This is a genomic window from Methylobacterium sp. CB376, from assembly GCF_029714205.1.
Lineage (GTDB): Bacteria > Pseudomonadota > Alphaproteobacteria > Rhizobiales > Beijerinckiaceae > Methylobacterium.
The window spans coordinates 3,860,625-3,884,522 of sequence record NZ_CP121648.1 but is presented as its reverse complement, the minus strand read 5'-3'; the positions used below and the strand labels follow the sequence as shown (position 1 = coordinate 3,884,522).

Here is a 23,898-nt window from a genome sequence, read left to right as displayed (position 1 = left end):
GCTCCTCGCCGCGCACCTTCATGACGCGCTCGGCCACGTCCTGCAGGTAGGCGTTCTTCTCGTGGAGCGAGAGCGCCGCGAAATCCTCGCGGCTCTTCAGGTGAAGGCGGACCCTGGCCATGCCGGGAGCCTACTCCGCCCGGCCTTACCAGGCACTGCACGATCCACAGAAAACTGCGCCTTCGGGGTCAGGCGCGGTAGGACGGCTCCTCCGCGTCGAGCTGGCGGCGCAGGCTCGCGAGGTGCAGGCGCGCCGATTCCGGGTCGCCCTCGCGCATCTGGCGCGCCGCCGCCGCGGCGACCGCCGGATCGACCGGGCGCACGGGCCGCCCGGTGGCGAGGGCGAGGCACTGCACCTCGCAGGCGCGCTCCAGGTAATAGAGGTCGTCGAAGGCCTCCGCGATGCTGGGCCCGAGCACCATGACGCCGTGATGCCTCATGAACAGGATGTCGGCGCCGCCCACCGAGGCGGCGATGCGGTCGCCCTCGCGGGCGTCGAGGGCGAGCCCGTTATAGTCCCGGTCGACCGCGACGCGGCCGTAGAACTTGAGGGCGGTCTGGCCGGCGAAGAGGAGCGGCTCGCCCTCCGTCATGCTGAGCGCCGTCGCGTAGGGCATGTGGGTGTGGAAGGCGGCCCGCGCCCGCGGCAGCGCCCGGTGCAGGCGGGCGTGGATGTAGAAGGCGGTGGCTTCCGGCCGGCCGTCCCCGGCGATCACGTTCCCGTCGAAGTCGCAGACGAGGAGGTGCGAGGCCGTCAGCTCGCGGAAGGCGTAGCCGTAGGGATTGACCAGGAAGAGGTCGTCGTGGCCGGGCACCAGCGCCGAGAAATGGTTGCAGATCCCCTCCTCGAAGCCGTAGCGGGCCGCCATCCGGAAGCAGGCGGCGAGGTCCCGGCGCGCCTCCCGCACCGCTTCGGCGTCGAGATCCGGCCCGTTCGTCCCGCCGCGGGCCGTTCCGGAATGCGTGAAGGCGTGGGCCATGGCGTCCTCCCCTGCTGGCGCGCGCCGCGCGCTGCTGGTGCGCCGCGCGGCCCCGCCGTCATGGCCGATCGGGGGCACCGCGTACAGGCGCCGGGGCGTCATCATCCGGCCGCGGTTCGGGCGCTATCGGCGCGGTTCCGGTCATGATCCGAGAGGTCAGATGCTGATCCGCACCGTCGCGCTCCTCGCCTTCCTCGCCGTCCCCGCCCTCGCGCAGCAGGATTACGCCCGCCCCGACCTGGTCCGAGGCCTGTGCCAGAAGGATGGCTGCGACGAATTCAGCGTCGTCAAGGCCGAGCCGGTGACGCGCAGCGCCGAGGGCGTGCTCAACCGGACGCGGGTCAAGACCTTCCACGCGAGCGCCCAGGGCCGCAGCGAGGGGCCGGAGGAGAACGGCTACGTCTTCTGCTCGCCGACCCGGCCCGCCATCCTCTCCGAGCAGGACGGCCGCACCGTCGCGCTGATGATCGCGCCCTTCGCGGGCGCGGATTCCCGCGAGACGGTGCGGCGGAACGCGAATTTCGTCGCCCTCTACTTCTCGATCTGCCACGGGACCGAGGCCGGCAAGGCGGCGGTGCGGGACCTGCGCGGCACGGCGCAATCCCTCGGCTACAGGGTCGAGGCGCCGCAATCGCGCTTCGTCCAGCTCAAGCGCGCCGAGGACATCCTGCGCCGCGACTGATCCGGGATCCGCTTGATCGACGCGGATCCCGGATCACGAGCCCGCGCGGCGCCTGAGCGCGGCGCCTGAGCGAAGCCGACATCCGCATGGCCGAAATCGGAGATGGCGAAGCCATCAACCGGATGTCGGATGACGCGCCGCCCGGCGCACCGGTTGCGGCGCGATCCTCCAGCTCGGCCGCCCCGTCCCCCACTCTTACGCCGAAAGACCTATGCCGCCTCCGGCTGCCGGATCGGCTCGTCCCTGTGCTAACCAAGATCAGACGGGGGCCGAGAGGGTGAGCACGACAGTCGCGTCATTGTCCGGAGACCGCGTGGCGGGGCGGCGGCCACGGCCCTTGTCTTACTCCATCGTGGCCCTGACGCTCGTGCTGCTGATCCCGAGCGTCGCGATCTCGGGCCTGCTGGCATGGCGCTGGGTCGCGGCCGAGCAGCAGCGCCTGGAGAGCGCCACGGTCGCGATCAACGCCTACGCGGTCGCGCAGGTCGACCGCTTCCTGTCCGGGCAGATCGCGATGCTGCAGGCGCTGGCGACCTCGCCCGCCCTCGACACCGGCGACCTCGCGCGCTTCGATGCGCAGGCGCGCGAACTCGTGACCCTGCAGGGCGTCAACATCATCCTGCGCGGCCGCGACGGCCAGCAGCTGATCAACACGCGCCTGCCCTACGGCACGGCGCTGCCGAACCTGCTGCGCGACATCGACCGGAACGTGCTCGAATCGGGCAAGCCCACCGTCTCGGACCTGTTCGTCGGGGCGGTCTCCGGCGAGCCCATGATCCGCGTCGGCGTCCCGGTGACCCGCGGCGGGCGGATCGCCTACCTGCTGAGCGCGAGCTACAGCGCCGCGCTGTTCGGCCAGCTCCTCGCCGATGCGGGCGTCGCCGCCCCGTATTCCGGCTCGATCACGGACCGCACCGGCACCATCATCGGGCGGTCGGTCGACAGCGCCAACGCCACCGGCAGGCCGCTCCCGGGCTTCGCCGCCGTGAAGGGCCAGCGGGGCACGTGGTCGGGGCGCAACCTGCTCGGGGTTCCGGTCTTCGCCACCTACCAGCGCTCCGGCGTGGCGGGCTGGCTCGTCAGCATCGGCATCGAGCGCTCGGCCCTCCAGGAGCCGCTCACCGATTCGCTCTCCGTGCTGGTCCCGATCATCGCGGCGCTGATGTTCGTCGCCCTCGTCGCCTCGGCCATGGTGGGCCGGCGCATCGTGGCGGCCCAGCATCGCTTGGCGGAGGCGGCGCGGGCCCTCGGGTCCGGGGAGGCGATCCCCGTCCCGCGCTCCTCCTTCAGCGAGGTCGACGAGGTCGGCGCGGCCCTCGCCGTCGCCTCCGCGCGCCTGCGCGACCAGGCGGATGCCCTGCGCGCCATCAACCGCGACCTCGAACAGATGGTGGAGCGCCGCACCCGGGAGGTGGCCGCCCAGCAGGTTCTGCTCAGCACCACCCTCGACGCCATGGACCAGGGCCTCGTCATGATCGACGGCCGCGGCACCGTCGCGGTGGCCAACCGGCGCGCGGCGGAACTCCTCGGCCTCGCCTCCGACGCGCTGGTGGGCGCGCCGCACGCCCGCGTGCCGGACCTCCTGCGGGCCGCCTGGAGCGAGGCGGAGCCGGGCGGGGCGCATGCCGGCCCGGCGCCCCTCGCGGAGCGCACCCTCCCGGACGGCAGGGTGCTGGAGATCCGCAGCACCTGGCTCCCCGAGGGCGGCGTGGTCTGCACCTGCACGGACGTGACCGCCCGGCGCAGCGCCGAGGCCGCCCTGCACGAGAAGACCGCCCTCCTCGACGCCACCCTGGCGCATATGGACCAGGGCGTGCTGGTGATCGACCAGGACGGCATCGTCCAGCTGTGCAACGAGCGCGCCCTGGCGCTCCTCGACCTCCCGGCGGCCTTCGCCACCGAGAAGCCGAGCTTCGCGGCCCTGGTCGCCTACCAGCAGCGCACCGGCGAGTTCAGCGGGGCCACCGAGGATCACGACCCCTGGCTCAAGCTCAAGGGGGACCTGCTCGGCGCCCCGAAGGTCTACGAGCGCTCCCGCCCGAACGGGACGGTGATCGAGGTGCGCACCGTGCGCCTCGCCTCGGGCGGCGCCATCCGCACCTTCTCGGACGTCACCGCCCACCGGCAGCGCGAGCGCGCCATCGGCCTCAGCGAGGCGCGCTACCGCGCCCTCGCCGAGGCCCTGCCGCAGCTCGTCTGGACGGTGCGGCCCGACACCCGCGAGGCCCTCTACCGCAACGCCCAGTTCGACCGCTATTACGGACCGATCTCGAACGCCGTCGCCGACCGGCTCGCCCACAACCACCCGGCCGACAGCGCCCGCATGGCCGAGGCCTGGGCGCGGGCCGAGCGGGCGAGCGAGCCCCTCACGGTCGAGGGCCGCCTGCGCCGCCACGACGGCGTCTACCGCTGGCACCGGCTGGTGATGGTGCCGCTCCTGACCCAGGGCGTCATCACCGAGTGGCTCGGCACCGCCCTCGACATCGACGACATCATCACGGCCCAGGAGCAGGTCCGCCAGTCCAAGGACCTGCTGCAGCTCGCCCAGACGGCGGCCGGCGCCGGCGTCTGGGAATGGGACATGCAGGCGGGCCTCGTGCTGCTGTCGCGCGTCAGCGCCCGCCGCTACGGGCTGGAGGTGGACGCGGCCGACGCGGTCGTCACGCTCACCTCGCAGGAATGGACCCGGCTCCTCCATCCCGAGGATGCCGGGAGGGTCTGGGAGGCCGTGCACGAGGCGGTCGCGACCCGGCAGAACTACGCGGTGACCTTCCGGCCCGCCGCGCGCGGCGGCGGCGGCGCGGTCGAGTGCTGGATCGAGGGCCACGGGCGGATCATGCGCAACGGCAGCGGCGCCCCGGTCCGGATCGTCGGCCTCGACTTCGACGTCACCCCGCGCATGCGGGCCGAGCGGGCCCTGAAACAGGCGACGCGGCTCGCCGAGCAGGCGCGCGAGGAGGCGGAGGCGGCCAGCACCGCCAAGTCCGAGTTCCTCGCCATGATGAGCCACGAGATCCGCACGCCCCTGCACGGCATCCTGGGCTACGCGGACCTGCTCACCGAGTGCGGGCTCCTCGCGGCCGAGCAGCAGCGGCAGGTCGAGCACATCCGCACGGCCGGGCGGGCGCTGCTCGCGGTGGTGAACGACGTCCTCGACTTCTCGGCCATCGAGGCGGGCCGGGTCGCCCTCGATCCGCGGCCCTTCGCGCTGCGCGCCCTGATCGGCGAGGTGGTGGCGATCGTGCGCGAGCCGGCCGAGCGCAAGGGCCTGACGCTCGCCGCCGAGATCGACCCGGCCGTGCCGGACTGGCTGGTCGGGGACCAGGGCCGCGTCCGCCAGGTGCTCCTCAACCTCGCGGCCAATGCCCAGAAATTCTGCCACGCCGGCTCGGTGACGCTCTCGGTCGCGCCGGACCGGATCGCCGCGGAGGCGCTGACGGTGCGCTTCGCGGTGCGCGACACCGGGGTCGGGATCGAGGAGGACAAGCTCGGGCGCCTCTTCCAGCGCTTCAGCCAGGCGGACGGCTCGATCCGGCGCGAATTTGGGGGGACGGGCCTCGGCCTCGCGATCTCGAAGGCGCTCGTCGAGGCGATGGGCGGGCGGATCGGCGTCGAGAGCGTGCCGGGCCGCGGGTCGACCTTCTGGTTCACGCTGCGGCTCCTGCGCGCCGCGCCGCCCCTGCCGCTCGCCCCGGAGCGCGACCCGAAGCTGGCCCGGCCCGCCCGCATCCTCCTGGCGGACGACAGCGACATCAACCGCGACATCGCCAGCCGCGTGCTGGAGGCGGCCGGGCACGCGGTGGTGGCGGTGCCCCACGGCGAGGCCGCGGTCGAGGCCACGGCGGCCGGCGGCTTCGACATCGTGCTGATGGACGTGCAGATGCCGGTGGTCGACGGCCTGACCGCGACGCGGCGGATCCGCACGCTGAGCGGGGCGGCGGGCCGGCTGCCGATCATCGCCATGACGGCGAACGTGCTGCCCTCGCAGATCGCGGAGTTCCGGGCCGCCGGGATGGACGATCACATCGGCAAGCCGTTCCGGCAGAAGGACCTTCTCGCCGTGGTGCAGCGCTGGACCGGGGCGGGGGGCGCCTCCCGGAGCCGGTCTCCGCCGGCGAGGCCGGGCGGCTCGGTCCCGACGCGCTGCGGGCCCTGCGGGCGCGGCTGGCGGCGGACCTGCGCTCGCGGTTCTCGCCGGACCTCGCCCATGACCGGCTGGCCCGGGAGGCGCACGAGATCGTCTCGCTCGCGGGCCTGCTCGGCTTCCCGGCGCTCGCCGAGGTCTGCCGCGAGGTCGAGCGCGCCTGCGACGCGCGCCGGGACCTCGACGACGTCCTGGCGCGGCTGATGCAGGCGCGCGACGCCACCCTGGCGGAGATCGAGCGGGCCCAGGTCGCCTGAGCTTAAGTCGCCTGAGCTTAGGTCGCCTGAGCCTAGGCCGCCTGAGCCCGCCTCGGCCGGGCCTCAGCCGAGGGCCTCCGCGAACAGGCGCCGGAACTCCTCCGCGCCGAGCGGGCGGCCGTTCGTCGCCGTCGAGTGGTCCGCCACCGCCCAGGGCAGCACCGCCTCGCATTCCTGCGCGGTCACGCCCATCGCCGCGAGGCTGGCGGGCAGGCCGAGTTCGGCGTTGAGCGCCGCGATCGCGGCGGCGAGGTCGGCCTGCGGCGGGAGACCCATGGCCTCCCGCAGGGCCGCGAATTTCTCGCCGCAGGCGGGGGCGTTGAAGCGCAGGACGTGCGGCAGGAGCACGGCGTTCAGGGTGCCGTGGTGGAGGGGCCGGGCCTGCCGGCCGCCGAGGGCGTGCGACATGGAATGGACCGCGCCGAGCCCCTTCTGGAAGGTCATGCCGCCCTCGAGGGCGGCCATCATCATGTCCTCGCGGGCCTCGACGTCGCTGCCGTCCCGCACGGCCCGGGGCAGGGCGCGCATCGCCCGCCGCAGCCCGTCGAGGGCGATCGCCTCGGCGGGCGGGTTGTGGCGCGGGCTCAGGAAGGTCTCGATGCAGTGCGTCAGCGCGTCCATGCCGGTCGCCGCGGTGAGGCGCGGGGGCAGGCCGAGGGTGAGGTCGGGGTCGCAGATCGCGAGGTTCGGGATCAGGAAGGGGGAGATGAAGCCGAGCTTGCGGCCGTCCGCCAGGGTGAGGAGGGCGGCGCGGCCGACCTCGCTGCCGGTCCCGGCCGTCGTCGGCACCGCCACGACCGGGGGCTGGTCGGCCCGGATCCGGGGGATGCCGCCGAGCACCGCCGCGTACTGGCCGAGCGGCTCCGCGTGGGTGGCGAGGAGCGCGACGCCCTTGGCGAGGTCGAGGGGCGAGCCGCCGCCCACCGCCACGACGCTGTCGCAATCGCGGGCGCGCAGCAGGTCGCGGGCGGCCAGCACCGCCGCCTCGGTCGGGTTCTCGGGCGTGCCGTCGAAGACCGGCGCGTCGGCGAGCGCCCTGCTCGCCGCGGCGAGGCGCTCGATCAGCCCCGTCGCGACGAGCCCGCGATCGGTCACCACGAGCGGCCGCCTCGCCCCGAGGAGCGCCAGCTCCTCGTCGATCAGGCGGATCGCGCCGCGCTCGAACTGGATGCGGGTGAGATAGGTGATCAGGCCCATGCGGCGATGCTCCTCCCGGCCGGCGTCCGGCGCCGGCTCCCGACCGGGTTAGCATCCCGCGGCGGCGCCGTCGCCGGCCCGGGCGCGAGCGTCGGCTTGCGCGGCCCGTGCGGGCCGGGCCGGGACCGACGGCGGCGCGGCCCTTGGCCGCCGTTGGCGGGATCGGCCCCGCGCGGGCGGCGCTCCGGCCCGCGGCGCCGGGCTCCCCGGGCGCCTTGTCGCTCCCGCGTGCCCGTGCAAGGTTGCCCGGCCGCGAGGCGACGATGCCGTGAGCGGGCCGGTCTCCCGGCGGCCCGCCGGGCGAGGGCCCGCCGGAGGACCGGCCCGGCCCGAGCCGCCGGCAGGAAGGTGTGCGGGACGTGACGCACGTGGTTGTGATCGGGGCCGGGATCATCGGCCTCGCGGCGGCCCACCACCTCCGCCGGGAGGGGTTCGCCGTGACGCTGATCGACCGCGACCCCGAGGGGGACCGGGCCTCGCACGGGAATGCGGGCGTGATCGCGGTGACCGAGATCGTCCCGGCCTCGGGGCCCGGCGTCGCCTGGCGGGTCCCCGGCTGGCTCCTCGACCCGCTCGGCCCCCTGGCCCTGCGCCCCGCCCACGCCCCGCGCCTGATCCCCTGGCTGATCCGCTTCGTCCGGGCCGGGCGCCCGCGGGAGGTCGCGCGGATCGCCGCGGCCCTCGCGGCCCTGAACGCGCGCACCTACGACGACCTGCTGCCCATGCTCGCCGCGTCCGGCCTCGCGGGCGAATTGCGCCGCACCGGCTCCCTCACGGTCTACGAGAGCGAGGCCGGCTTCGCGCGCGACCGGCCCGAATGGGACCTGCGCCGCCACCACGGCATCGCCTTCGAGGCGATGGGCGGCGACGAGGCCCGGGCGCTGGAGCCCGCCCTCGGCCCGCGCGTGGTGCGGGCGGTGTTCGCGCCCCAATCCGCCCATGTCGGCGACCCGAGGGGGATCGTCGAGGGCCTGCGCGCCGCCCTGCTGCGCGAGGGCGCGGCGATGATCGCCGGCGAGGTGGCCGAACTCGGCGTGCAGGACGCGCGGGCGCTCCGGGTCGGCCTGACGGACGGGCGGCGCATCGTGCCCGACCGGGTGGTGGTGGCGGCGGGCGCGTGGTCCGGGCTGCTGGCGCGCCGCCTGGGCGACCCGGTGCTCCTCGAGAGCGAGCGGGGCTACAACACCACCTTCCCGGATCCCGGCCTCGCGCTCGGCCGCGAGATCGTCTTCGCCGAGCGCAAGTTCGTGGCGACCCCGCTCGCCTGCGGCCTGCGCGTCGGCGGCGCGGCCGAGTTCGGCGGCCTCGGCGCCCCGCCCGATTTCCGGCGCGCGCGGGCGCTGGCGACGCTCGCCCGCCTCTACCTGCCGGGACTGCCCGAGGGGGGCGGTACCGCGTGGGCGGGTCACCGCCCGGCCACCCCGGATTCGCTGCCGGTGATCGGCCCCTCGGCGCGGGACCGGCGAATCGTGTACGCGTTCGGGCACGGCCATCTCGGCCTGACGCAGGCGGCCACCACCGGGCGCCTCGTCGCCGACCTGCTCTGCGAGCGGCCGGCACCGATCGATCTGCGGCCCTACGCGGTCGAGCGCTTCCGATGACCTGAGCCGGACGAGGACGGCCCCGATGGCGCGCCACACCTTCTTCTGCGTCGATGCCCATACCTGCGGCAACCCGGTCCGGGTCGTCACCGGGGGAGGACCGCTCCTCCCGCACGTGCCGATGGCCGAGAAGCGCCAGATCTTCCTCGCCGAGCACGATTGGGTCCGCCGCGCCCTGATGTTCGAGCCGCGCGGCCACGACGTGATGTCGGGCGCGATCCTGTATCCGCCGACCCGGCCGGATTGCGACCTCGGCGTGCTGTTCATCGAGGTGAGCGGCTGCCTGCCGATGTGCGGCCACGGCACCATCGGCACCGTGACGGTGGCGCTGGAGGAGGGGCTGGTGGTGCCGCGGGAGGAGGGCCGCCTCGCCATCGAGGCCCCGGCCGGGCGCGTCGCCATCACGTACCGGCGGGAGGGCGCCTTCGTGGAGGAGGTGCGCCTGTTCAACGTCGCGAGCTACCTGCACGCCGCCGATGCCGAGATCGCGGTGCCGGGGCTCGGCCCCCTGCGGGTCGATCTCGCGTATGGCGGCAATTACTACGTCATCGTCGAGCCGCAGGCGACCTGGCCGGGCCTCGACGCGGTGACGCCGAGCGACCTCGTGCGGCTGAGTCCGCTGGTGCGGCAGGCCGCCCAGGCGGCGCTCGCTCCGGTCCATCCCGAGGACGGCCGCATCCGGGGCGCCAGCCACGTGATGTGGTGCGACGCGCCCCGGAACCCGCGCGCCGACGCGCGCAACGCCGTGTTCTACGGCGACAAGGCCCTCGACCGCTCCCCCTGCGGCACCGGCTCCTCGGCGCGCATGGCGCAACTCGCCGCCAAGGGGCGCCTGTCGGTCGGCCAGAGTTTCGTGCACGAGAGCATCATCGGCACGATGTTCGACTGCCGCGTCGAGGCGGCGGCGGAGGTCGGCGGCCGCCCGGCCATCCTGCCGAGCGTCGCCGGCTAGGCGCGCATCATCGGCCACAACACGATCTTCGTCGACGACCGCGATCCCCTGGCCCACGGCTTCCAGCTCGCCTGATCCGGGATCCGCCTGATCGAAGCGGATCCCGTGTCACGAGCCTGCGCGGCGCCTGAGCGAAGCCGACATCCGCATGTCGGATGAGGGAGGCTGCGCGGCGCCCGCCCGGCTCAGCGGGAGACCTGCAGGATCGCCTCGACCTCGACCGTCATGCCGTTCGGCAGCGAGCCCATGCCCACGGCCGAGCGGGCGTGGCGGCCGGCCTCGCCGAGCACCGCGACGAACAGGTCCGAGCAGCCGTTGATCACCTTCGGGTGGTCGGCGAAGTCGGGCTCGGCATTGACCATGCCGAGGAGCTTCACCACGGCCGTGACCCGCGACAGGTCCCCGAGGGCCGCCTTGGCGACGGCGAGCAGCTGCAGCCCGGCCAGGCGGGCATCGGCGTAGCCCTCCTCGATGGTGGTGTCGCGGCCGAGCCGGCCCGTGCGGTAGGTGCCGTCGGGCCGCTTCGGCCCCTGGCCGGACAGGTACAGACACTCGCCGACGAGGCGGTAGGGCACGTAGTTCGCCACCGGCACCGGCACCTCCGGCAGGGAGAGGCCGAGGGCGGCGAGCGCGTCTTCGGGGGTCGGCTCTTCTTGGGTCGGCATGGCGGCGTCCGCTGGCGGGTCACGGGAGGCGGCGCCGTCGGGCGCCGCCGCCAGAGAAGGCGAGCCGGACCGGGATGGCAAGGACCTCGCCGCAGACCATTCCGTCGCGCCGATTGACGGCGGCGCCGGGCTTGGGCAGGCATCGCGCGGCGCCGTTCGCGGCCTCGGCGAGGGATTCCCATGCGGCTCTGCGTGTTCTGCGGTTCGAGCGACGGCGCGCTCCCCCTCTATCGCGAGGGCGCCGCGGCGCTCGGGCGGCACCTCGCCCGCAGCGGCGTCGGCCTCGTCTACGGCGGCGGCAAGGTCGGGCTGATGGGGGCGGTGGCGGACGCGATCCTGGAGGAGGGCGGCGAGGCGATCGGCGTGATGCCGCGCGCCCTCGTCGAGAAGGAGATCGGGCATCCGGGCCTCACCACCCTGCACGTCGTCGGCTCGATGCACGAGCGCAAGGCCATGATGGCCGATCTGGCGGACGGGTTCGTGGCCCTGCCCGGCGGCCTCGGCACCTTCGAGGAATTGTTCGAGATCTGGACCTGGGCGCAGCTCGGCTACCATCCCAAGCCCGTCGCGCTCCTCAATGTCGGCGGCTTCTACGACGGGCTGCTCGCCTTCCTCGACCACGTCACCGGGCAGGGCTTCGTGCGGGCGCCGCACCGGGCGATGCTGCTCGCGGGCGACGCCCCGGAGGACCTGCTCGCCCGCATCCGCGCCTACGAGCCCCCGCGCGTGATCAAGTGGGTCTCGGGGTCCGAGCGCTGATCGACCCCGGAGCCGGAATCCCATGGCCCCGCTGCCGCCCCCCGAGGCGCTCACCATCGGCTTCGCGCATCCGGCCTACCGCCTGCACGAGGAATTCGCCGCGCGCGGCCACCCGGCCCGCGCCTTCGCGGTGGAGAGCCGCGCCGCCCTGCGGGCGCGCCTCGCTGAGGCGGACGTGCTGGTCGTGTCCGGCCTCTGGCACGACGACATGATCGCGGCCGCGCCGCGCCTCCGCCTGATCCAGTCGGTCAGCGCCGGCACCGACCAGTTCGACCGCGACCGCCTCGCCGCGGCGGGGATCCGGCTCGCGAGCGCGCAGGGGGCGAATGCCGGCGCGGTGGCCGAGCACGCCATGGCGCTGATCCTGAGCCTGCAGCGCCAGCTCCACCGCGCCCGCGACCACCAGGCGGCCCGGCACTGGCGCCCGATGATCGCCGACCGGGCGGCGCGCGAGGAGGAATCCGCCGGCAGGACCCTGGTGATCGTGGGGCTCGGCGGGATCGGGCGGCGGCTCGCCGGGCTCGCCCGCGCCTTCGGCTTCCGGGTGGTCGGCGTGCGGCGGCAGGCCGTCCCCTGCCCGGAGGCCGACGCGGTGGTGCCGCCCGGCGACCTCCTCGCGGTGCTGCCGCGGGCCGACATCGTCGCGCTGACCTGCCCGCTGACCCGCGAGACCGAGGGCCTGATCGGGAAGGCGGCCCTCGCCGCCCTGAAGCCGGGCGCGCTCCTCGTCAACGTGGCGCGCGGGCGGGTGGTGGACGAGGCCGCCCTGCTGCGGGCGCTGCGGGAGGGGCGGCTCGCGGGGGCGGGCCTCGACTGCTTCCACGACGAGCCCCTGCCGCCCGACTCGCCGTTCTGGGCGCTGCCGCAGGTGATCGTCACGCCCCACAGCGCCGGGGAGACCCGCCACCACGAGACGAGGGTGGTCGACCTCCTCCTCGACAACCTCGCCCGCCTCGGGCGCGGGGAGACCGCGCTGCGCAACGGCGTCGTCTGAGGGGCGGCGCGGTCCCGCCCGGTTGACAGGGGCGGGCGCCGCACCCGAGGCTGGCGCCCCACCGGCCGCGCGAGGTGCAGATGGCGGAGAGTGAGATTTTCGAGAAGGGCCTGGAGGTGCGGCGCGCCGTGCTCGGGGCGGAGTACGTCGACGGCAGCCTCGCCCGGGCCGACGCCTTCATGATGGCCTTCCAGCGCATCACCACCGAGTGGTGCTGGGGCTATGCCTGGACGCGCGAGGGGCTCGACCGGCGCACCCGCAGCATGCTCAACCTCGCCATGCTGACCGCCCTCGGCCGGCCCGCGGAGCTGCGGCTGCACGTGAAGGGCGCCCTGACGAACGGCGTCAGCGCGGAGGAGATCCGCGAGATCCTGCTCCACGCCACCGTCTATTGCGGCATCCCGGCCGGGCTCGACGCCTTCAAGGCCGCCCACGAGGTCCTGAAGGCCGAGGGCGCCCTGCCGGAGGAGGACGCCGCCGGGCCGGCGTGAGATCGCGCCGGACCCGCGCGGGCGGGCGCCGGCGCGGGATCCGGCGCCGCCGGGACGGTGCCGCAGAACATTCCCCGGGATCCATTGCTAAGGGAAGATAAAACTCCGATATTCCCCTGGCTGGAGAAAGATCATCCTCTTTCCGGCGCGTTGTTGCGCCGCGGCGCAAGGATGTTCTAAGCCGGCGGCGTCCTTTGCTGTCCCGGGCCCGCCATGACCTTCACCCGACGCACCTTCCTCGGCGCCGCCCCGCTCGTCGGCGGCGCGGCGCTCGCCGCGGCGGGGCGCGCGCGGGCGCAGGGCCGGGCGGCGCCCCTGCGGGTCGGCATCATCCCGATCCTCGCCGCCGCGCCGATCTTCGTCGCCGAGAAGGAGGGCTGGCTCAAGGAGGCCGGTCTCACGCTCGCGATCACCACCTTCGAATCCGGGCCGAACATGATCCAGGCCCTGGCCTCGGGCACGCTCGACGTCTACGTGGCCGGCGTGGCGCCCCTCGGGGTGGCCCGCGCGCGCGGCATCGACGTCAAGGTCGTGACCGCGACCGCGGTCGAGGAGAACGTCTTCGTCGCGGGATCGCGGCTCGCCCGCCACTTCGAGCCCGGCCTCGCGCCCGCGGAGGCGTTCCGGCGCTACCGCGCCGCCGCCGGCGCGCCGGCCCGGCTCGCCACCCAGCCGCTCGGCTCGGTGCCCAACACCACCCTGCAGCACTGGCTGTGGGAGGTGGCCAAGGCCGATCCCAAGGACGTCACCCTCGTGTCGATGGGCATCGACGCCACCCAGCAGGCCATCCTGGTCGGCGCCGTCGAGGGCGGGACCCTGCGCGAGCCGGCCGTGTCGATCGTCACCGGCCGCGATTCGGGCATCCGCCTCGTCGCCCTGGGCGGCGCGATGTTCCCCGGCCAGCCCGGCACCGTGGTGGCCCTGACCCGGGCGCTCCTCGACCGGGAGCCCGAGGCCGCGCAGGCGGTGGTGACCGGGATCGTCCGCGCCGTCGACCTGATCGGCCGCGAGCCCGGCCGCGTCGCGCCGGTGGTCGAGGCCGCCCTCGGCAAGGGACTCGTCGACCTCGCCACGATCCGCCGGGCCCTCGCCTCGCCGGCGACGCGCTTCACCGCCGATCCGGGCGCGATCGTGGAGGCCACCGCCGCCATGCAGCGCTACCAGGTCAAGCTCGGCGCCCTCGACCGCGAGGTCCCCCTCAACGGCCTGTTCGAGCCGCGCCTCTACGCGCGCGCCGCGGCCTCCCGGTGAGGCCGCGCCGCGCCGCGGCGCTGCGGCCGCTCGCCGGCCTCGCCGCCTTCTTCGCCCTCTGGGAGGCGGTGCCGCGGGCCGGCCTCGTCAACCCGGCCTTCCTGCCGCCGCCCTCGGCCCTCCCCGAAGCCTTCCTGCGCGAATGGCGCTCCGGCCTCTGGCTCGCGGCCATCGGCGACAGCGTCGGCCACTACGTGGCCGGGCTCGCGATCGGGGTCGGCCTCGGCATCGCGGCCGGCACCCTGACGGGGCTGTTCCCGACCGCGGAGGCGCTGAGCGCCTGGGTGGTGCGGGTGCTGCGCCCGGTGCCCGGCCTCGCCTGGGTGCCCTTCGCGATCATCTGGTTCTGGGTCAGCCCGGCCGCCGCCCTGTTCATCATCGCGGTCGGGGTGTTCTGGATCGTCTACTTCGCGAGCCACGGGGCGATCCGGGGCGTCGACCGCGACCTCGTGGAGGTGGCGCAGGCCTTCGGCTTCCGCTCCGCCCCCGAGCGCCTCCTCAAGGTGGTCTGGCCGGCCGCGACCCCGGGCGTCCTCGTCGGGGTGCGCACGGCGATCGGCCAGGCCTGGATGGCGGTGGTGGCGGCCGAGATCTTCGGCGTGCCCGGGCTCGGCCAGCGCATGATGCAGGCCTCGACGCTGCTCGCGACCGACATCGTGGTCGTCTACATGCTCACCATGGCGCTCCTCTACGGCGTGTTCGACGCCGGCTTCACGGCCCTCCAGCGCCGGGTGCTGCGATGGCAGGCCTGATCAGCCTGCGGGGCATCGCCCTGAGCTTCGTGCGCGAGGCGAGCCGCACCGAGGTGCTGGCCGGGCTCGACCTCGACGTCGCGCCCGGCGAGTTCCTGGCCATCGTCGGGGCCTCCGGGGTCGGCAAGTCGACGCTGCTGCGCGTCGTCGCCGACCTCGTGCGCCCGAGCGCCGGCATCGTGACGGTGAGCCCGCCCGCCCCGGGCCGCCGGGCGGTCGCCCTGGTGTTCCAGGATGCCCGCCTGCTGCCCTGGCGGCGGATCCTCGACAATGTCGGGTTCGGGCTGGAGAAGCTGCGGATCCCCCGCGCCGAGCGGCGGCGGCGGGCGGCGCGGGCCCTCGCCCGGGTCGGCCTGTCCGACCTCGCCCGGCGCTGGCCGTTCCAACTCTCCGGCGGGCAGCGCCAGCGGGTGGCCCTCGCCCGGGCGCTGGCGGTCGAGCCGCACGTGCTCTTGATGGACGAGCCGTTCTCGGCCCTCGACGCGCTCACCCGCGAGGCCCTGCAGGACGAACTCGCCCGGCTCTGCGGCGGCTCGGGCCAGACCGTGCTGTTCGTGACCCACGACATCGAGGAGGCGGTCTACCTCGCCGACCGGGTCGTGGTCCTGGCCGGGGCGCCCGGACGGATCGCGGCCACCCACGTCGTCGCGGCGCCGCGTCCGCGCGACCGCGCCGCGAGCGCCCTGCAGGAGACGGCGCAGCGCATCCGCCGCGACCTCGCCGGCCGGGAGCGGGCGCCGGCCTGAGGCCGGGCGCCGGCCCCGGCCGCCCAGCTCGGCCGCACCGGGCCCCGCGGCGATGAACCGGCCCGCGGCCTGCCGCGTTGGGAGAGCAATCTCGATCGGACACCCAAGAAGGACGAACGATGCGTTTGCTCTCCACGGCTCTCCTCGCCGCGCTGGCCCTGTCGGCGGCCGGCAGCGCCTCCGCCCAGGCCCCGAACGCCACCGTCGCGCCGGCCGCGCCCGGTCCGGCCACCACCGGAACGGTCGGCCGGGCCCCCGGGACGACCGGCAACGAACCCGACGTGTTCGCCGCTCCGGGCGGGACCGGAGCCTCGCAGATCAGCACCGACGCGGCGGCCGGCAGCAATGCGGGTCACCCGTCGCGCCCGATCCCCCAGGGGAGCGGCGGCGGCGGCGGTGGCGCGGGCGGCGGCGGCAAGTAAGCCTCGATCAAGGAGGCCCCGGGCGGCCCGGGCGCGGCAGGTCGCCCGGGTCCGACCGCGACGACGCGCCCGGCCGGGCGTTCGCGCGTCCGGCCCTCAGCCGCGCCCGGAATCGTGCGCCCGCGCGTACTCCACCAGGTCGGACATCTCGGACGGCGCCCGGAAGACGCGCCCGTCCCCGGTGACCACGTGCACGTTCGACGCCCCCATGCTCACGAACGTCATGGCCCTCTCGGCCGCCCGGGTGCCCAGGTCGTGCCGTTCGGTCGTCGCGCCGGACGGCGCGGTCCAGTGAAGGGTGTAGATCATCGCCACCTCGAGTTGGCGCATGGTATGCCACGCCTCGGGCGGGATGGCGAGCCGGGCGCGAGGCGCCCGGTCAGCCGCGGGCGGCGGCATCGAGGGCCACGGCGAGGTCGGCGAGGAGGTCGCTTTCGGCCTCGAGCCCGACCGAGAGCCGCAGCAGCCCGTCGCCGACGCCCGCCGCCCGGCGCGCCTCGGGAGCCATGGCGGCGTGCGTCATGCTCACCGGATGGGCGATCAGGCTCTCGATCCCGCCGAGCGATTCCGCCAGCGTGAACACCCGCAGGGCCCCGACGAGGGTGCGGACGGCCTCGCGCCCGCCGGCGAGCTCGAAGCTCAGCATGGCGCCGAACCCGCGCTGCTGCGCGCGCGCGACCGCGTGGCCCGGGTGGTCGGGCAGGCCCGGATAATGGACCCGGGCCACCGCCGGATGCGCCGCCAGGAAGGACGCGACGACGGCCGCGCTCTGCTGCTGGCGCTCCAGCCGCGCGAACAGCGTGCGCAGGCCGCGCAGGGTCAGGTAGGCGTCGAAGGGCGAGCCGGTCACGCCGATCGTGTTGGCCCAGTTGGCGAGCTCCTCGCCGAGGGCGGCCTGCGCCGCCACGACGGCGCCGCCGATCACGTCCGAGTGGCCGTTGATGAACTTCGTGGTGGAATGGACCACGAGGTCGGCCCCGTGCGCGATCGGCTGCTGCAGGGCGGGGGACAGGAAGGTGTTGTCGACCACGAAGAGGGCGCCCGCCTCCCGCGCGAGGGCGGCCGTGCGGCCGAGATCCACGATCCGCATCAGCGGGTTGCTGGGGGTCTCGGTGAGCAGGATGCGGGGCCGCTCCGCCAGGGCGGCGGACAGGGCCGCCGCGTCGGTCTGGTCCACGAAGGCGACGCGGTAATGCCCCTTGGCGGCGCGCAGGGAGAGCAGCCGGTGGGTGCCGCCGTAGCAATCGTGCGGGGCGACCAGGAGGTCCCCGGGCGACAGCGGCGACAGCGCGAGGTCGAGGGCCGCCATGCCGCTCGCCGTCACGACGGCGCGGGCGCCGCCCTCGAGCTTGGCGATGGTGTCGGCGAGCTGGTCGCGGGTCGGATTGCCGAGGCGCGCGTAATCGTAGCCGCGCGGCGTCTCGAACTCCGCGAAGGTGTAGGTGGTCGAGAGGTAGAGGGGCGGGGCGACGGCGCCGAAAGCCGCGTCGGCTCCGATCCCGTTCGCCGCCGCGATCGTCTCTGCCGCCCTGCGCTGTGCCGCCACCGCGATCCTCCTGCTGCGCGCCCCATTGCCGGCGTGTTCTCTATACCGAACGTTCCGGTCTTTCAATGGAACGTCCCGGGCGGTCACGCCCCGGGGGCGGCCCGCGGCCCGAACCCGGAGGGCGGGCGCGAGCCGAGATGGGCGCGCAGCGTCCGCCCCTCGTAGGCCTCCCGGACCAGCCCGCGCCGGCGCAGCTCCGGCAGGACGAGGTCGATGAAGTCGGTGAGCCCGCCCGGCAGGGTCGCCGGCATGATGTTGAAGCCGTCCGCGCCGCCGGCCCGGAACCGCTCCTCCATCTCGTCGACGATCTGGGCCGGGGTCCCGACGATCTGCGAGTGGCCGCGCGCGCCCGCGATGCGCAGATACAGCTGGCGCAGCGTCAGCCCCTCGCGCCGGGCGAGATCGAACATCAGCTGCTGGCGCGACTTGCCGCCGTTGGCCTCGGGCAGTTCCGGCACCGGCCCGTCGGGATCGTGGCCGGACAGGTCGTAGCCGCCCACCATCCGCTCCAGCAGCGCGAGGCCGACCGCCGGGTCGATCAGCGCCTGCAGCTCCTCGAACTTCGCCCGCGCCTCGGCCTCGCTGCGCCCGACCACCGGGAACAGGCCCGGCATGATCTTGAGGTCGTCCGGGGCCCGGCCGAAGCGGCCCATGCGCCCCTTGAGGTCGCCGTAGAACGCGACCGCCTCCGCGAGGGTCTGGTTGGCGGTGAAGACCACCTCGGCGGTGCGCGCCGCGAGGTCCTTGCCCGGTCCCGACGAGCCGGCCTGCACGATCACCGGCTGCCCCTGGGGCGTGCGCGAGATGTTGAGGGGCCCGCGCACCTCGAAGTGCTTGCCCCTGTGGTTGAGGGGGCGGAACCCGTCCGGCTTCGAGAACTGGCCGCTCGCCCGGTCGATCAGGACGGCGTCGTCGTCCCAGGTGTTCCACAGGCCGAGCACGACGTCGACGAATTCCTCCGCCCGCTCGTAGCGGTCCGCGTGGCGGGCGATCTTGTCGTTGCCGAAATTGGCCGCCTCCAGGTCGGTGGCGGAGGTGACGAGGTTCCAGCCGGCGCGCCCGCCGCTCAGGTGGTCGAGGGAGGCGAAGCGGCGGGCGACGTTGTAGGGCTCGTTGAAGGTCGTGGAGGTCGTGCCGACGAGGCCGATCCGGCTGGTGACGGCGGCGAGCGCCGAGAGCAGGGTCAGCGGCTCGAAATGCGTCGAGCGCGCCGTGCGCTCGCTCGACCGCAGGTTGGCGTCCCGGATGCCGGTCCCGTCCTCCAAGAAGAGGAGGTCGAACAGGGCCGCCTCGGCGGCCTTCGCCCAGCCGACGTAGCGCTCGAGCACGAGGCCTCCGTCGGCCTCGCTCGACGGGTGGCGCCAGCCCGCCACGTGGTGGCCGGTGGCGTAGAAGAAGGCGCCGAGGCGCAACGTGCCCTGTCCCATCGGACGTTCCCTTCGGTGCGGTGCTCCGGTCACCCAGTCCCTACCGGACCATACCCCAGCGCCGCGTGGTCGCGCGCTCGACCGTCGCGAACACGATCGTCTCGACCGCGAGGCCGATCGCGATGACCAGGAGCAGGCCCGCGAAGACCCGATCCGTATACAGCTCGTTGCGGTTCTGGAAGATGTACCAGCCGAGGCCGCCCCGCCCGGACGCCGCGCCGAAGACGAGTTCCGCCGCGATCAGGGTGCGCCACGCGAAGGCCCAGCCGATCTTCAACCCGGACAGGATCGCCGGCAGGGCGGCGGGGATCAGGATCTGCCAGACGTAGGCGAGGCCGGTGAGCCCGTAATTGCGGCCCGCGAGCCGCAGGGTCTCGGGCACGCCCTGGAAGCCCGCGAAGGTGTTGAGCGCGAGCGGCCACAGCACCGCGTGGATCAGGACGAAGATCAGGCTGCCGTTGCCCAGGCCGAACCAGAGCAGGGCCAGCGGCAGCAGCGCGATGGCAGGCAGCGGGTTGAACATCGCGGTGAGCGTCGTGAGCAGGTCGCGGCCCGCCCGCGTCGAGACCGCGAGCGTCGTCAGCAGGAAGGCGAGCCCGACCCCCGCCGCGTAGCCCTGGGCGAGCACGCCGAGCGAGATCCGCGCGCGCGCGACGAGTTCGCCGCTCGCCAGCCCCTCGGCGAGGGCCGAGAGGGTGGCGAGGCAGCCCGGCAGCAGCAGGTCGTTGTCCTGCCAGCGGGCGAGGCCCTCCCAGGCGAGGGCGAGGGCGAGCAGGATCAGGCCCCGGCGCAGGGCGCCGGTCTGCCCGATCCGGGCGGCGAGCGGCAGGTCCCGCGACACCGGCGCCTCGACGAAGGGCGGCAGCGCCCGCTCGTATTCCGGGCGGATCGGGGGAGGAGCGGCGCGTTCATCGGGGGCGGGTGCTCCTGCGGCGGGCGATGAGTCGAACAGCCGCTGGTGCAGGCGCTGCACGGCGGGCCTGGAAGGCGGCGCTGCCGACGCTCGCGAGGTCGAAGGCGTGGCTGTTGAACTCGCCCCGCACCCGGCCCGGATGCGGCGACAGCACGGCCACGCGGTTGCCGACCACCAGCGCCTCCTCGATCGAGTGGGTGACGAACAGGAGGGTGAAGCGGACCTCGTCCCAGAGCGCCAGCAGCTCCTCCTGCATGCGGCGGCGGGTCAGCGCGTCGAGGGCCGCGAAGGGCTCGTCCATCAGCAGCACCTTCGGCTCCATGGCGAGCGCCCGGGCGATGGCGACGCGCTGCTTCATCCCGCCCGAGAGCTGGTGGGGGTAGCTGCCGGCGAAGCGCGACAGGCCGACCTTGTCGATGACGTGGCGCGCCCGCGCCTCCGCCTCGCGCCGGCCGAGGGTGCGGGAGGCCCGCAGCGGGAAGGCGACGTTCTGCAGCACCGTTTTCCAGGGCGGCAGCTGGTCGAACTCCTGGAACACCACGATCCGGTCCGGCCCCGGGCCGCGCACCGGCCGCCCGTCGAGGACGATCTCGCCCTCGACCGGCGTCTGGAAGCCCGCCACGGCCTTGAGCAGGGTGGACTTGCCGCAGCCCGAGGGGCCGAGGAGCACGAAGCGGTCGGCCCGGTGGATGTCGAGGTCGATGCGGTGCGTCGCCCGGACCACCCGCTCGGGCGTGCGGTATTCCAGGGAGACGCCCGCGATCCGCAGGAGCGGCGCCGGCAGGGCGGCGGGCGCCTCGCCGCTTTGGGGCTCCGGGAGCGCGGCTTCCGGCGGGGCGGTGCGGTCGGCCACGAGCGTCATGCGCGTCCCCCGCTCAGCTGCCCGCGGCCACGCGCGGATCGGCGAAGAAGTAATCCGCGAGCGCCTTCGGCTCGTTGCGGATCGCGCCCACGCGGTGCATGAACCGGCCGAGGCCGAGCGTGTTCTGCGGCGCGATCTTGAAGGTCACGTCCGGGTTCCTGATCACCTTGAGCAGGAGATCGCGGCTGATCCGGCTGCCGTTGGCCTTCAGGTAGATCTCGGCGGCCTGGTCCGGGTTGGCGGCCACGAAGGTCGCCGCCTCGTCGAGGGCGTCGAGGAAGGCCCGGTAGGTCCTGGGGCTGTCGCGGTAGAACGTCTCCGTCGCGTACAGCACCGTCGAGGAGGCGGGGCCGCCCTGGACCTCGTAGGAATTGAGGATCACCCGGGCGTCCGGGGCCTCGGCCAGTTCCTGCTCCTGGAAGGGCGGGTTGCCGAAATGGGCGCTGATCTCGGTGCCGCCCTTGATGATCGCCGCCGCCGCCTCGGGATGCGGGACCGCGACGCTGATCCGGTCGAGCCGGGCGAAATCCGCCTCGCCCCATTGCTTGGCGGCGGCCCATTGCAGGATCCGCGCCTGCACCGACACGCCGACCGCGGGCAGCGCGATCCGGTCCGCCTCGGTCAGGTCGGCGATCGACCGCACCTGCGGCCGGTTGCTGACGAGCAGGTAGGGGAAGTTGCCGAGCGAGGCGACGCCCTTGACGTTCTGCCGGCCCCGGGTGCGGTCCCACAGGGTGAAGAGCGGGCCGACCCCGGCCCCGGCGATGTCGATGCTGCCGGACAGCAGCGCGTCGTTGACCGCCGCGCCGCCCGAGAGCTGCACCGGCTCGACCGCGATGTCGAGCCCGGCGGCCCGGCCGTGCTTCTCGATCAGCCGCTGCTCCAGGGCCACGTCGAGGAGCAGGTAGACGACGCCGAACTGCTTGGCGATGCGCAGCCGGCCCTCGGCCGCGGCGGCGGGGCCGGGCGCGGCCGCACCGGCCAGGAGGGCGCCGCCGAGCAGGGCGGCCGCCCGCCGCCGCGAGAGCAGGGTGCGTCTGATCATCGTCACGTCTCCGGAGAGCGCCCGGCGGCCGCTCGGTGACGCGGACTCTGGCTCCCCGGTCCCTCAAGGTCAACGAGAACGTTCTTTTTAAAGAACACGATCGGTGAGATGAATGCTCTCTCTCCGGCAATTTGGAGAGAATTTTCCGGCCGCATGCCGACGACGTCATCATCTCATCGCCCGGATGATCGATGCGTGGTGGTTTTCCTTCCTGGCACGCGTGCGTTTTAAAAAACGCTTCCCTTGACCCTGCCGCGAGGCCCCCGCCATGCTGATCCGGCGCCTCGCCGGGGCGCGCGGGCACTGGGTGCGCGCCGGCACGTCCGAGCGCGTCGCGGACGCGATCCAGACCTGGTCCGAATCCGGCGCGGCGGACGGGTTCAACATCATGCCGCCCTGGCTCACCGGCGGCTTCGAGGTCTTCGCCGCCGAGGTGGTGCCGATCCTGCGCCGGCGCGGCCTCTTCCGCGAGGAGTACGCGGGGGCGACCCTGCGCGACCATTACGGGCTGCCGCGGCCCGAGAGCGGCTACGCCCTCGCCCGGCGCCGCAGCGCCTGAGGGCGGGCCCCGCGGGCTTGTCCCGGGCGGCGAACGGGTTCAGGTCGGGGCCGCGTCGGCGACGCGCCCGGACCTGCCGGCGCGGCCGCGGGAAGGACCGGACATGACCCTTGCGATCACCGAGGCGACGCGCGCGCGGCTCGACCGGGAGTACAATGCCCGCGCCAGCGTCCCGAGCTTCGAGGCCGAGTACGCCCGCTACGTCGCGGCCAGCGAGGAGGCGGTCTCCACCCTGGAGCGGATCCCCGACCTGACCTACGACCCGGTCTCCGGGGAGCGGCTCGACCTCTACCCGGCCGGGCCCGGCACGCCGGTCTTCCTGTGGATCCACGGCGGCTACTGGCGCGCCCTGTCGAAGGACGACAACGCCTTCGCGGCCTCGGGCCTCGTCCCGCGCGGCGTCTCGGTGGCGGTGCTGAACTACGCGCTGGCACCCGCGGTCAGCCTCGACGAGATCGTGCGCCAGACCCGCGCCGCCGTCGCGTGGCTGCACGGCCAGGCCGCCCGGTTCGGCCTCGACGGCCGGCGCATCCATGTCGGGGGCTCCTCGGCCGGGGGGCATCTCGGCGGCATGCTGCTGGCGGAGGGCTGGCAGGACCGGTTCGGGCTGCCGCCGGACGTCGTCGCCTCGGCCCTGCTGCTCTCCGGCCTGATGGACCTGGAGCCGCTGCGCCACACCCACATCAATGCCTGGATGGGGCTCGACGCCGCCTCCGCCCGGCGCAACAGCCCCCTGCACCTGATCCCGCGCCGCACCCGGGCGCTGCTCCTGCCCGCCGTGGGCGGCCTGGAGAGCGACGCCTTCAAGGAGCAGACCGCCGCCTATGCCGGGGCGTGGCGCGCGGCGGGCCACCGCCTGCGCGAGGTCGCGATGCCGGGCTACCACCATTTCGACATCGCGCTCAGCCTGCGCGAGCCCGACGGCAGCCTGGTCCGGGCCTTCGTGGAGGCGCTCTGAGCGGCGGGCCGCGGCGCGCCCGGCCCGCCGCTCAGGCGGGCGGGTGCCGCTCCGGCCGCTCCGGCCGCACCAGCCAGGTGACCGAGGCGTAGGCCCCGAGCCAGGAGCCGAGGGCCGCGAACGCCACGTAGACCGGGTTCTCCGTGTAGCTGATGACCGCGAAGGCCGAGAGCAGGTACCAGGCCGCACTCCAATTGGCCGCCTGGACGCGCCGCCTCGCCACCACGGCCGCGTTGAAGAACACGTAGGCCGCGTCCGTGACGGCGGTCGCCGCGACGACGCCGAGGGCGATCACAGGGTCGATCATGAGCTGGTCCGGTCCGTGGCGCGCGATGCCGTGCCGATGATAGCGATTCGCCGTCCCGCCGGAGGGGCGCGCGGTCGGGATCTCCCGGACGCCCGGACCCGGCCATCGCACCGGCCGAAGCGGTAGCTCGGGGGCAAAATGCTCCCGAACGAGGCTACCTGCACAATTTTCTACCAAGCCGGCTTGGAGGCGGGGGGAAAGGCCGCTAGGCTCCGCTCACCTGGACAAAAGAAAGGCCGCCCTCGCGAGCGGCCCGAAGTCTAGGGAGGAAACGCCCAAGGAGGGCAGCACGGCCGCGACGCCATCGCGGCCGTGCGAGTCTTGGTATGCCACGTTGCGGCGCACAAAATCAATCAGACGTTGGTGTAGGTCAGCCATGCATGGGCAG

20 protein-coding genes and 4 pseudogenes are annotated in these 23,898 nt (G+C 74.4%); 14 read left to right on the top strand and 10 right to left on the bottom strand.

Going from position 1 to position 23,898, the window contains the following annotated elements; translation table 11 throughout:
* Window positions 1–188: 188 nt before the first annotated feature.
* Window positions 189–980, bottom strand: coding sequence for an aldolase (locus QA634_RS17570; protein ID WP_012333252.1), 792 nt, complete (start codon window positions 978–980; stop codon window positions 189–191).
* 160 nt (window positions 981–1,140) lie between these two features.
* Between QA634_RS17570 and QA634_RS17565 the strand changes: the two genes are divergently transcribed.
* From QA634_RS17565 to QA634_RS17555, 3 genes and pseudogenes are all read left to right on the top strand, one after another.
* Window positions 1,141–1,662 carry a hypothetical protein gene (locus tag QA634_RS17565; protein WP_012333251.1) on the top strand — a complete coding sequence of 174 codons (522 nt, stop codon included), beginning with the start codon at window positions 1,141–1,143 and terminating at the stop codon, window positions 1,660–1,662.
* Between the two features lie 211 nt (window positions 1,663–1,873).
* Window positions 1,874–5,668 (top strand): annotated as a pseudogene (locus QA634_RS17560) (PAS-domain containing protein); the annotation flags it as partial.
* A 65-nt stretch (window positions 5,669–5,733) separates the two neighbouring features.
* Window positions 5,734–6,063 (top strand): Hpt domain-containing protein, encoded by a 330-nt coding sequence (locus tag QA634_RS17555; RefSeq protein WP_283027517.1) that lies wholly within the window; start codon window positions 5,734–5,736, stop codon window positions 6,061–6,063.
* 63 nt (window positions 6,064–6,126) lie between these two features.
* Here QA634_RS17555 and QA634_RS17550 read toward each other — a convergent pair whose 3' ends face one another.
* On the bottom strand, window positions 6,127–7,260 hold the full coding sequence (locus QA634_RS17550) for an iron-containing alcohol dehydrogenase (protein WP_012333249.1): 1,134 nt from the start codon (window positions 7,258–7,260) through the stop codon (window positions 6,127–6,129).
* 359 nt (window positions 7,261–7,619) lie between these two features.
* Here QA634_RS17550 and QA634_RS17545 point away from each other — a divergent pair, with 359 nt between their 5' ends.
* Together QA634_RS17545 and QA634_RS17540 are read left to right on the top strand one after the other, a co-directional pair.
* Window positions 7,620–8,861, top strand: coding sequence for an NAD(P)/FAD-dependent oxidoreductase (locus tag QA634_RS17545; RefSeq protein WP_265576368.1), 1,242 nt, complete (start codon window positions 7,620–7,622; stop codon window positions 8,859–8,861).
* A 25-nt stretch (window positions 8,862–8,886) separates the two neighbouring features.
* Window positions 8,887–9,888 (top strand): annotated as a pseudogene (locus QA634_RS17540) (4-hydroxyproline epimerase).
* Between the two features lie 110 nt (window positions 9,889–9,998).
* On the opposite strand, the gene QA634_RS17535 reads toward QA634_RS17540, so the two are convergent.
* Window positions 9,999–10,478, bottom strand: coding sequence for a RidA family protein (locus QA634_RS17535; RefSeq protein WP_012333246.1), 480 nt, complete (start codon window positions 10,476–10,478; stop codon window positions 9,999–10,001).
* Window positions 10,479–10,658: 180 nt separating this feature from the next.
* Here QA634_RS17535 and QA634_RS17530 point away from each other — a divergent pair, with 180 nt between their 5' ends.
* The 7 genes from QA634_RS17530 (at window position 10,659) to QA634_RS17500 (ending at window position 15,893) form a co-directional block, all read left to right on the top strand.
* A complete protein-coding gene (locus QA634_RS17530) occupies window positions 10,659–11,237 on the top strand; it encodes an LOG family protein (RefSeq protein WP_012333245.1) in 579 nt (192 codons plus the stop codon).
* Between the two features lie 22 nt (window positions 11,238–11,259).
* Window positions 11,260–12,231 (top strand): D-2-hydroxyacid dehydrogenase, encoded by a 972-nt coding sequence (locus QA634_RS17525; protein WP_012333244.1) that lies wholly within the window; start codon window positions 11,260–11,262, stop codon window positions 12,229–12,231.
* A gap of 80 nt (window positions 12,232–12,311) precedes the next feature.
* Window positions 12,312–12,722: a carboxymuconolactone decarboxylase family protein gene (locus QA634_RS17520; RefSeq protein WP_012333243.1), complete on the top strand. Its 411-nt coding sequence runs from the start codon at window positions 12,312–12,314 to the stop codon at window positions 12,720–12,722.
* A gap of 213 nt (window positions 12,723–12,935) precedes the next feature.
* The gene (locus QA634_RS17515; RefSeq protein ID WP_012333242.1) at window positions 12,936–13,973 is read left to right on the top strand and encodes an ABC transporter substrate-binding protein; all 1,038 of its coding nucleotides are present in this window, start codon (window positions 12,936–12,938) and stop codon (window positions 13,971–13,973) included.
* Window positions 13,970–14,725, top strand: coding sequence for an ABC transporter permease (locus QA634_RS17510; RefSeq protein ID WP_012333241.1), 756 nt, complete (start codon window positions 13,970–13,972; stop codon window positions 14,723–14,725). The genes QA634_RS17515 and QA634_RS17510 overlap by 4 nt, the downstream gene beginning before the upstream one ends.
* Window positions 14,713–15,471 (top strand): ABC transporter ATP-binding protein, encoded by a 759-nt coding sequence (locus QA634_RS17505; protein ID WP_012333240.1) that lies wholly within the window; start codon window positions 14,713–14,715, stop codon window positions 15,469–15,471. Before QA634_RS17510 ends, QA634_RS17505 begins: the two co-directional genes overlap by 13 nt.
* Window positions 15,472–15,590: 119 nt before the next feature.
* A complete protein-coding gene (locus QA634_RS17500) occupies window positions 15,591–15,893 on the top strand; it encodes a hypothetical protein (protein ID WP_012333239.1) in 303 nt (100 codons plus the stop codon).
* Between the two features lie 96 nt (window positions 15,894–15,989).
* Here QA634_RS17500 and QA634_RS17495 read toward each other — a convergent pair whose 3' ends face one another.
* The 6 genes and pseudogenes from QA634_RS17495 to QA634_RS17470 form a co-directional block, all read right to left on the bottom strand.
* Window positions 15,990–16,223 (bottom strand): hypothetical protein, encoded by a 234-nt coding sequence (locus QA634_RS17495; protein ID WP_018260259.1) that lies wholly within the window; start codon window positions 16,221–16,223, stop codon window positions 15,990–15,992.
* A 49-nt stretch (window positions 16,224–16,272) separates the two neighbouring features.
* The gene (metB, locus tag QA634_RS17490; protein ID WP_012333237.1) at window positions 16,273–17,439 is read right to left on the bottom strand and encodes a cystathionine gamma-synthase; all 1,167 of its coding nucleotides are present in this window, start codon (window positions 17,437–17,439) and stop codon (window positions 16,273–16,275) included.
* Window positions 17,440–17,522: 83 nt separating this feature from the next.
* On the bottom strand, window positions 17,523–18,866 hold the full coding sequence (locus QA634_RS17485) for an LLM class flavin-dependent oxidoreductase (RefSeq protein WP_012333236.1): 1,344 nt from the start codon (window positions 18,864–18,866) through the stop codon (window positions 17,523–17,525).
* Window positions 18,867–18,906: 40 nt separating this feature from the next.
* Window positions 18,907–19,755 (bottom strand): ABC transporter permease, encoded by an 849-nt coding sequence (locus QA634_RS17480; protein ID WP_445928390.1) that lies wholly within the window; start codon window positions 19,753–19,755, stop codon window positions 18,907–18,909.
* A 33-nt stretch (window positions 19,756–19,788) separates the two neighbouring features.
* Window positions 19,789–20,641: pseudogene (locus tag QA634_RS17475) on the bottom strand (ABC transporter ATP-binding protein); the annotation flags it as partial.
* Window positions 20,642–20,654: 13 nt separating this feature from the next.
* On the bottom strand, window positions 20,655–21,686 hold the full coding sequence (locus QA634_RS17470) for an ABC transporter substrate-binding protein (RefSeq protein ID WP_012333234.1): 1,032 nt from the start codon (window positions 21,684–21,686) through the stop codon (window positions 20,655–20,657).
* Window positions 21,687–21,939: 253 nt separating this feature from the next.
* Here QA634_RS17470 and QA634_RS17465 point away from each other — a divergent pair.
* A pseudogene (locus tag QA634_RS17465) lies at window positions 21,940–22,245 on the top strand (LLM class flavin-dependent oxidoreductase); the annotation flags it as partial.
* 103 nt (window positions 22,246–22,348) lie between these two features.
* Entirely contained in the window at window positions 22,349–23,203 is an 855-nt protein-coding gene (locus tag QA634_RS17460) for an alpha/beta hydrolase (protein WP_012333233.1), read from the top strand.
* A gap of 31 nt (window positions 23,204–23,234) precedes the next feature.
* Here the strand turns inward: QA634_RS17460 and QA634_RS17455 are convergent, their stop codons facing one another.
* Window positions 23,235–23,510 carry a hypothetical protein gene (locus QA634_RS17455; RefSeq protein ID WP_012333232.1) on the bottom strand — a complete coding sequence of 92 codons (276 nt, stop codon included), beginning with the start codon at window positions 23,508–23,510 and terminating at the stop codon, window positions 23,235–23,237.
* Window positions 23,511–23,898 lie beyond the last annotated feature (388 nt).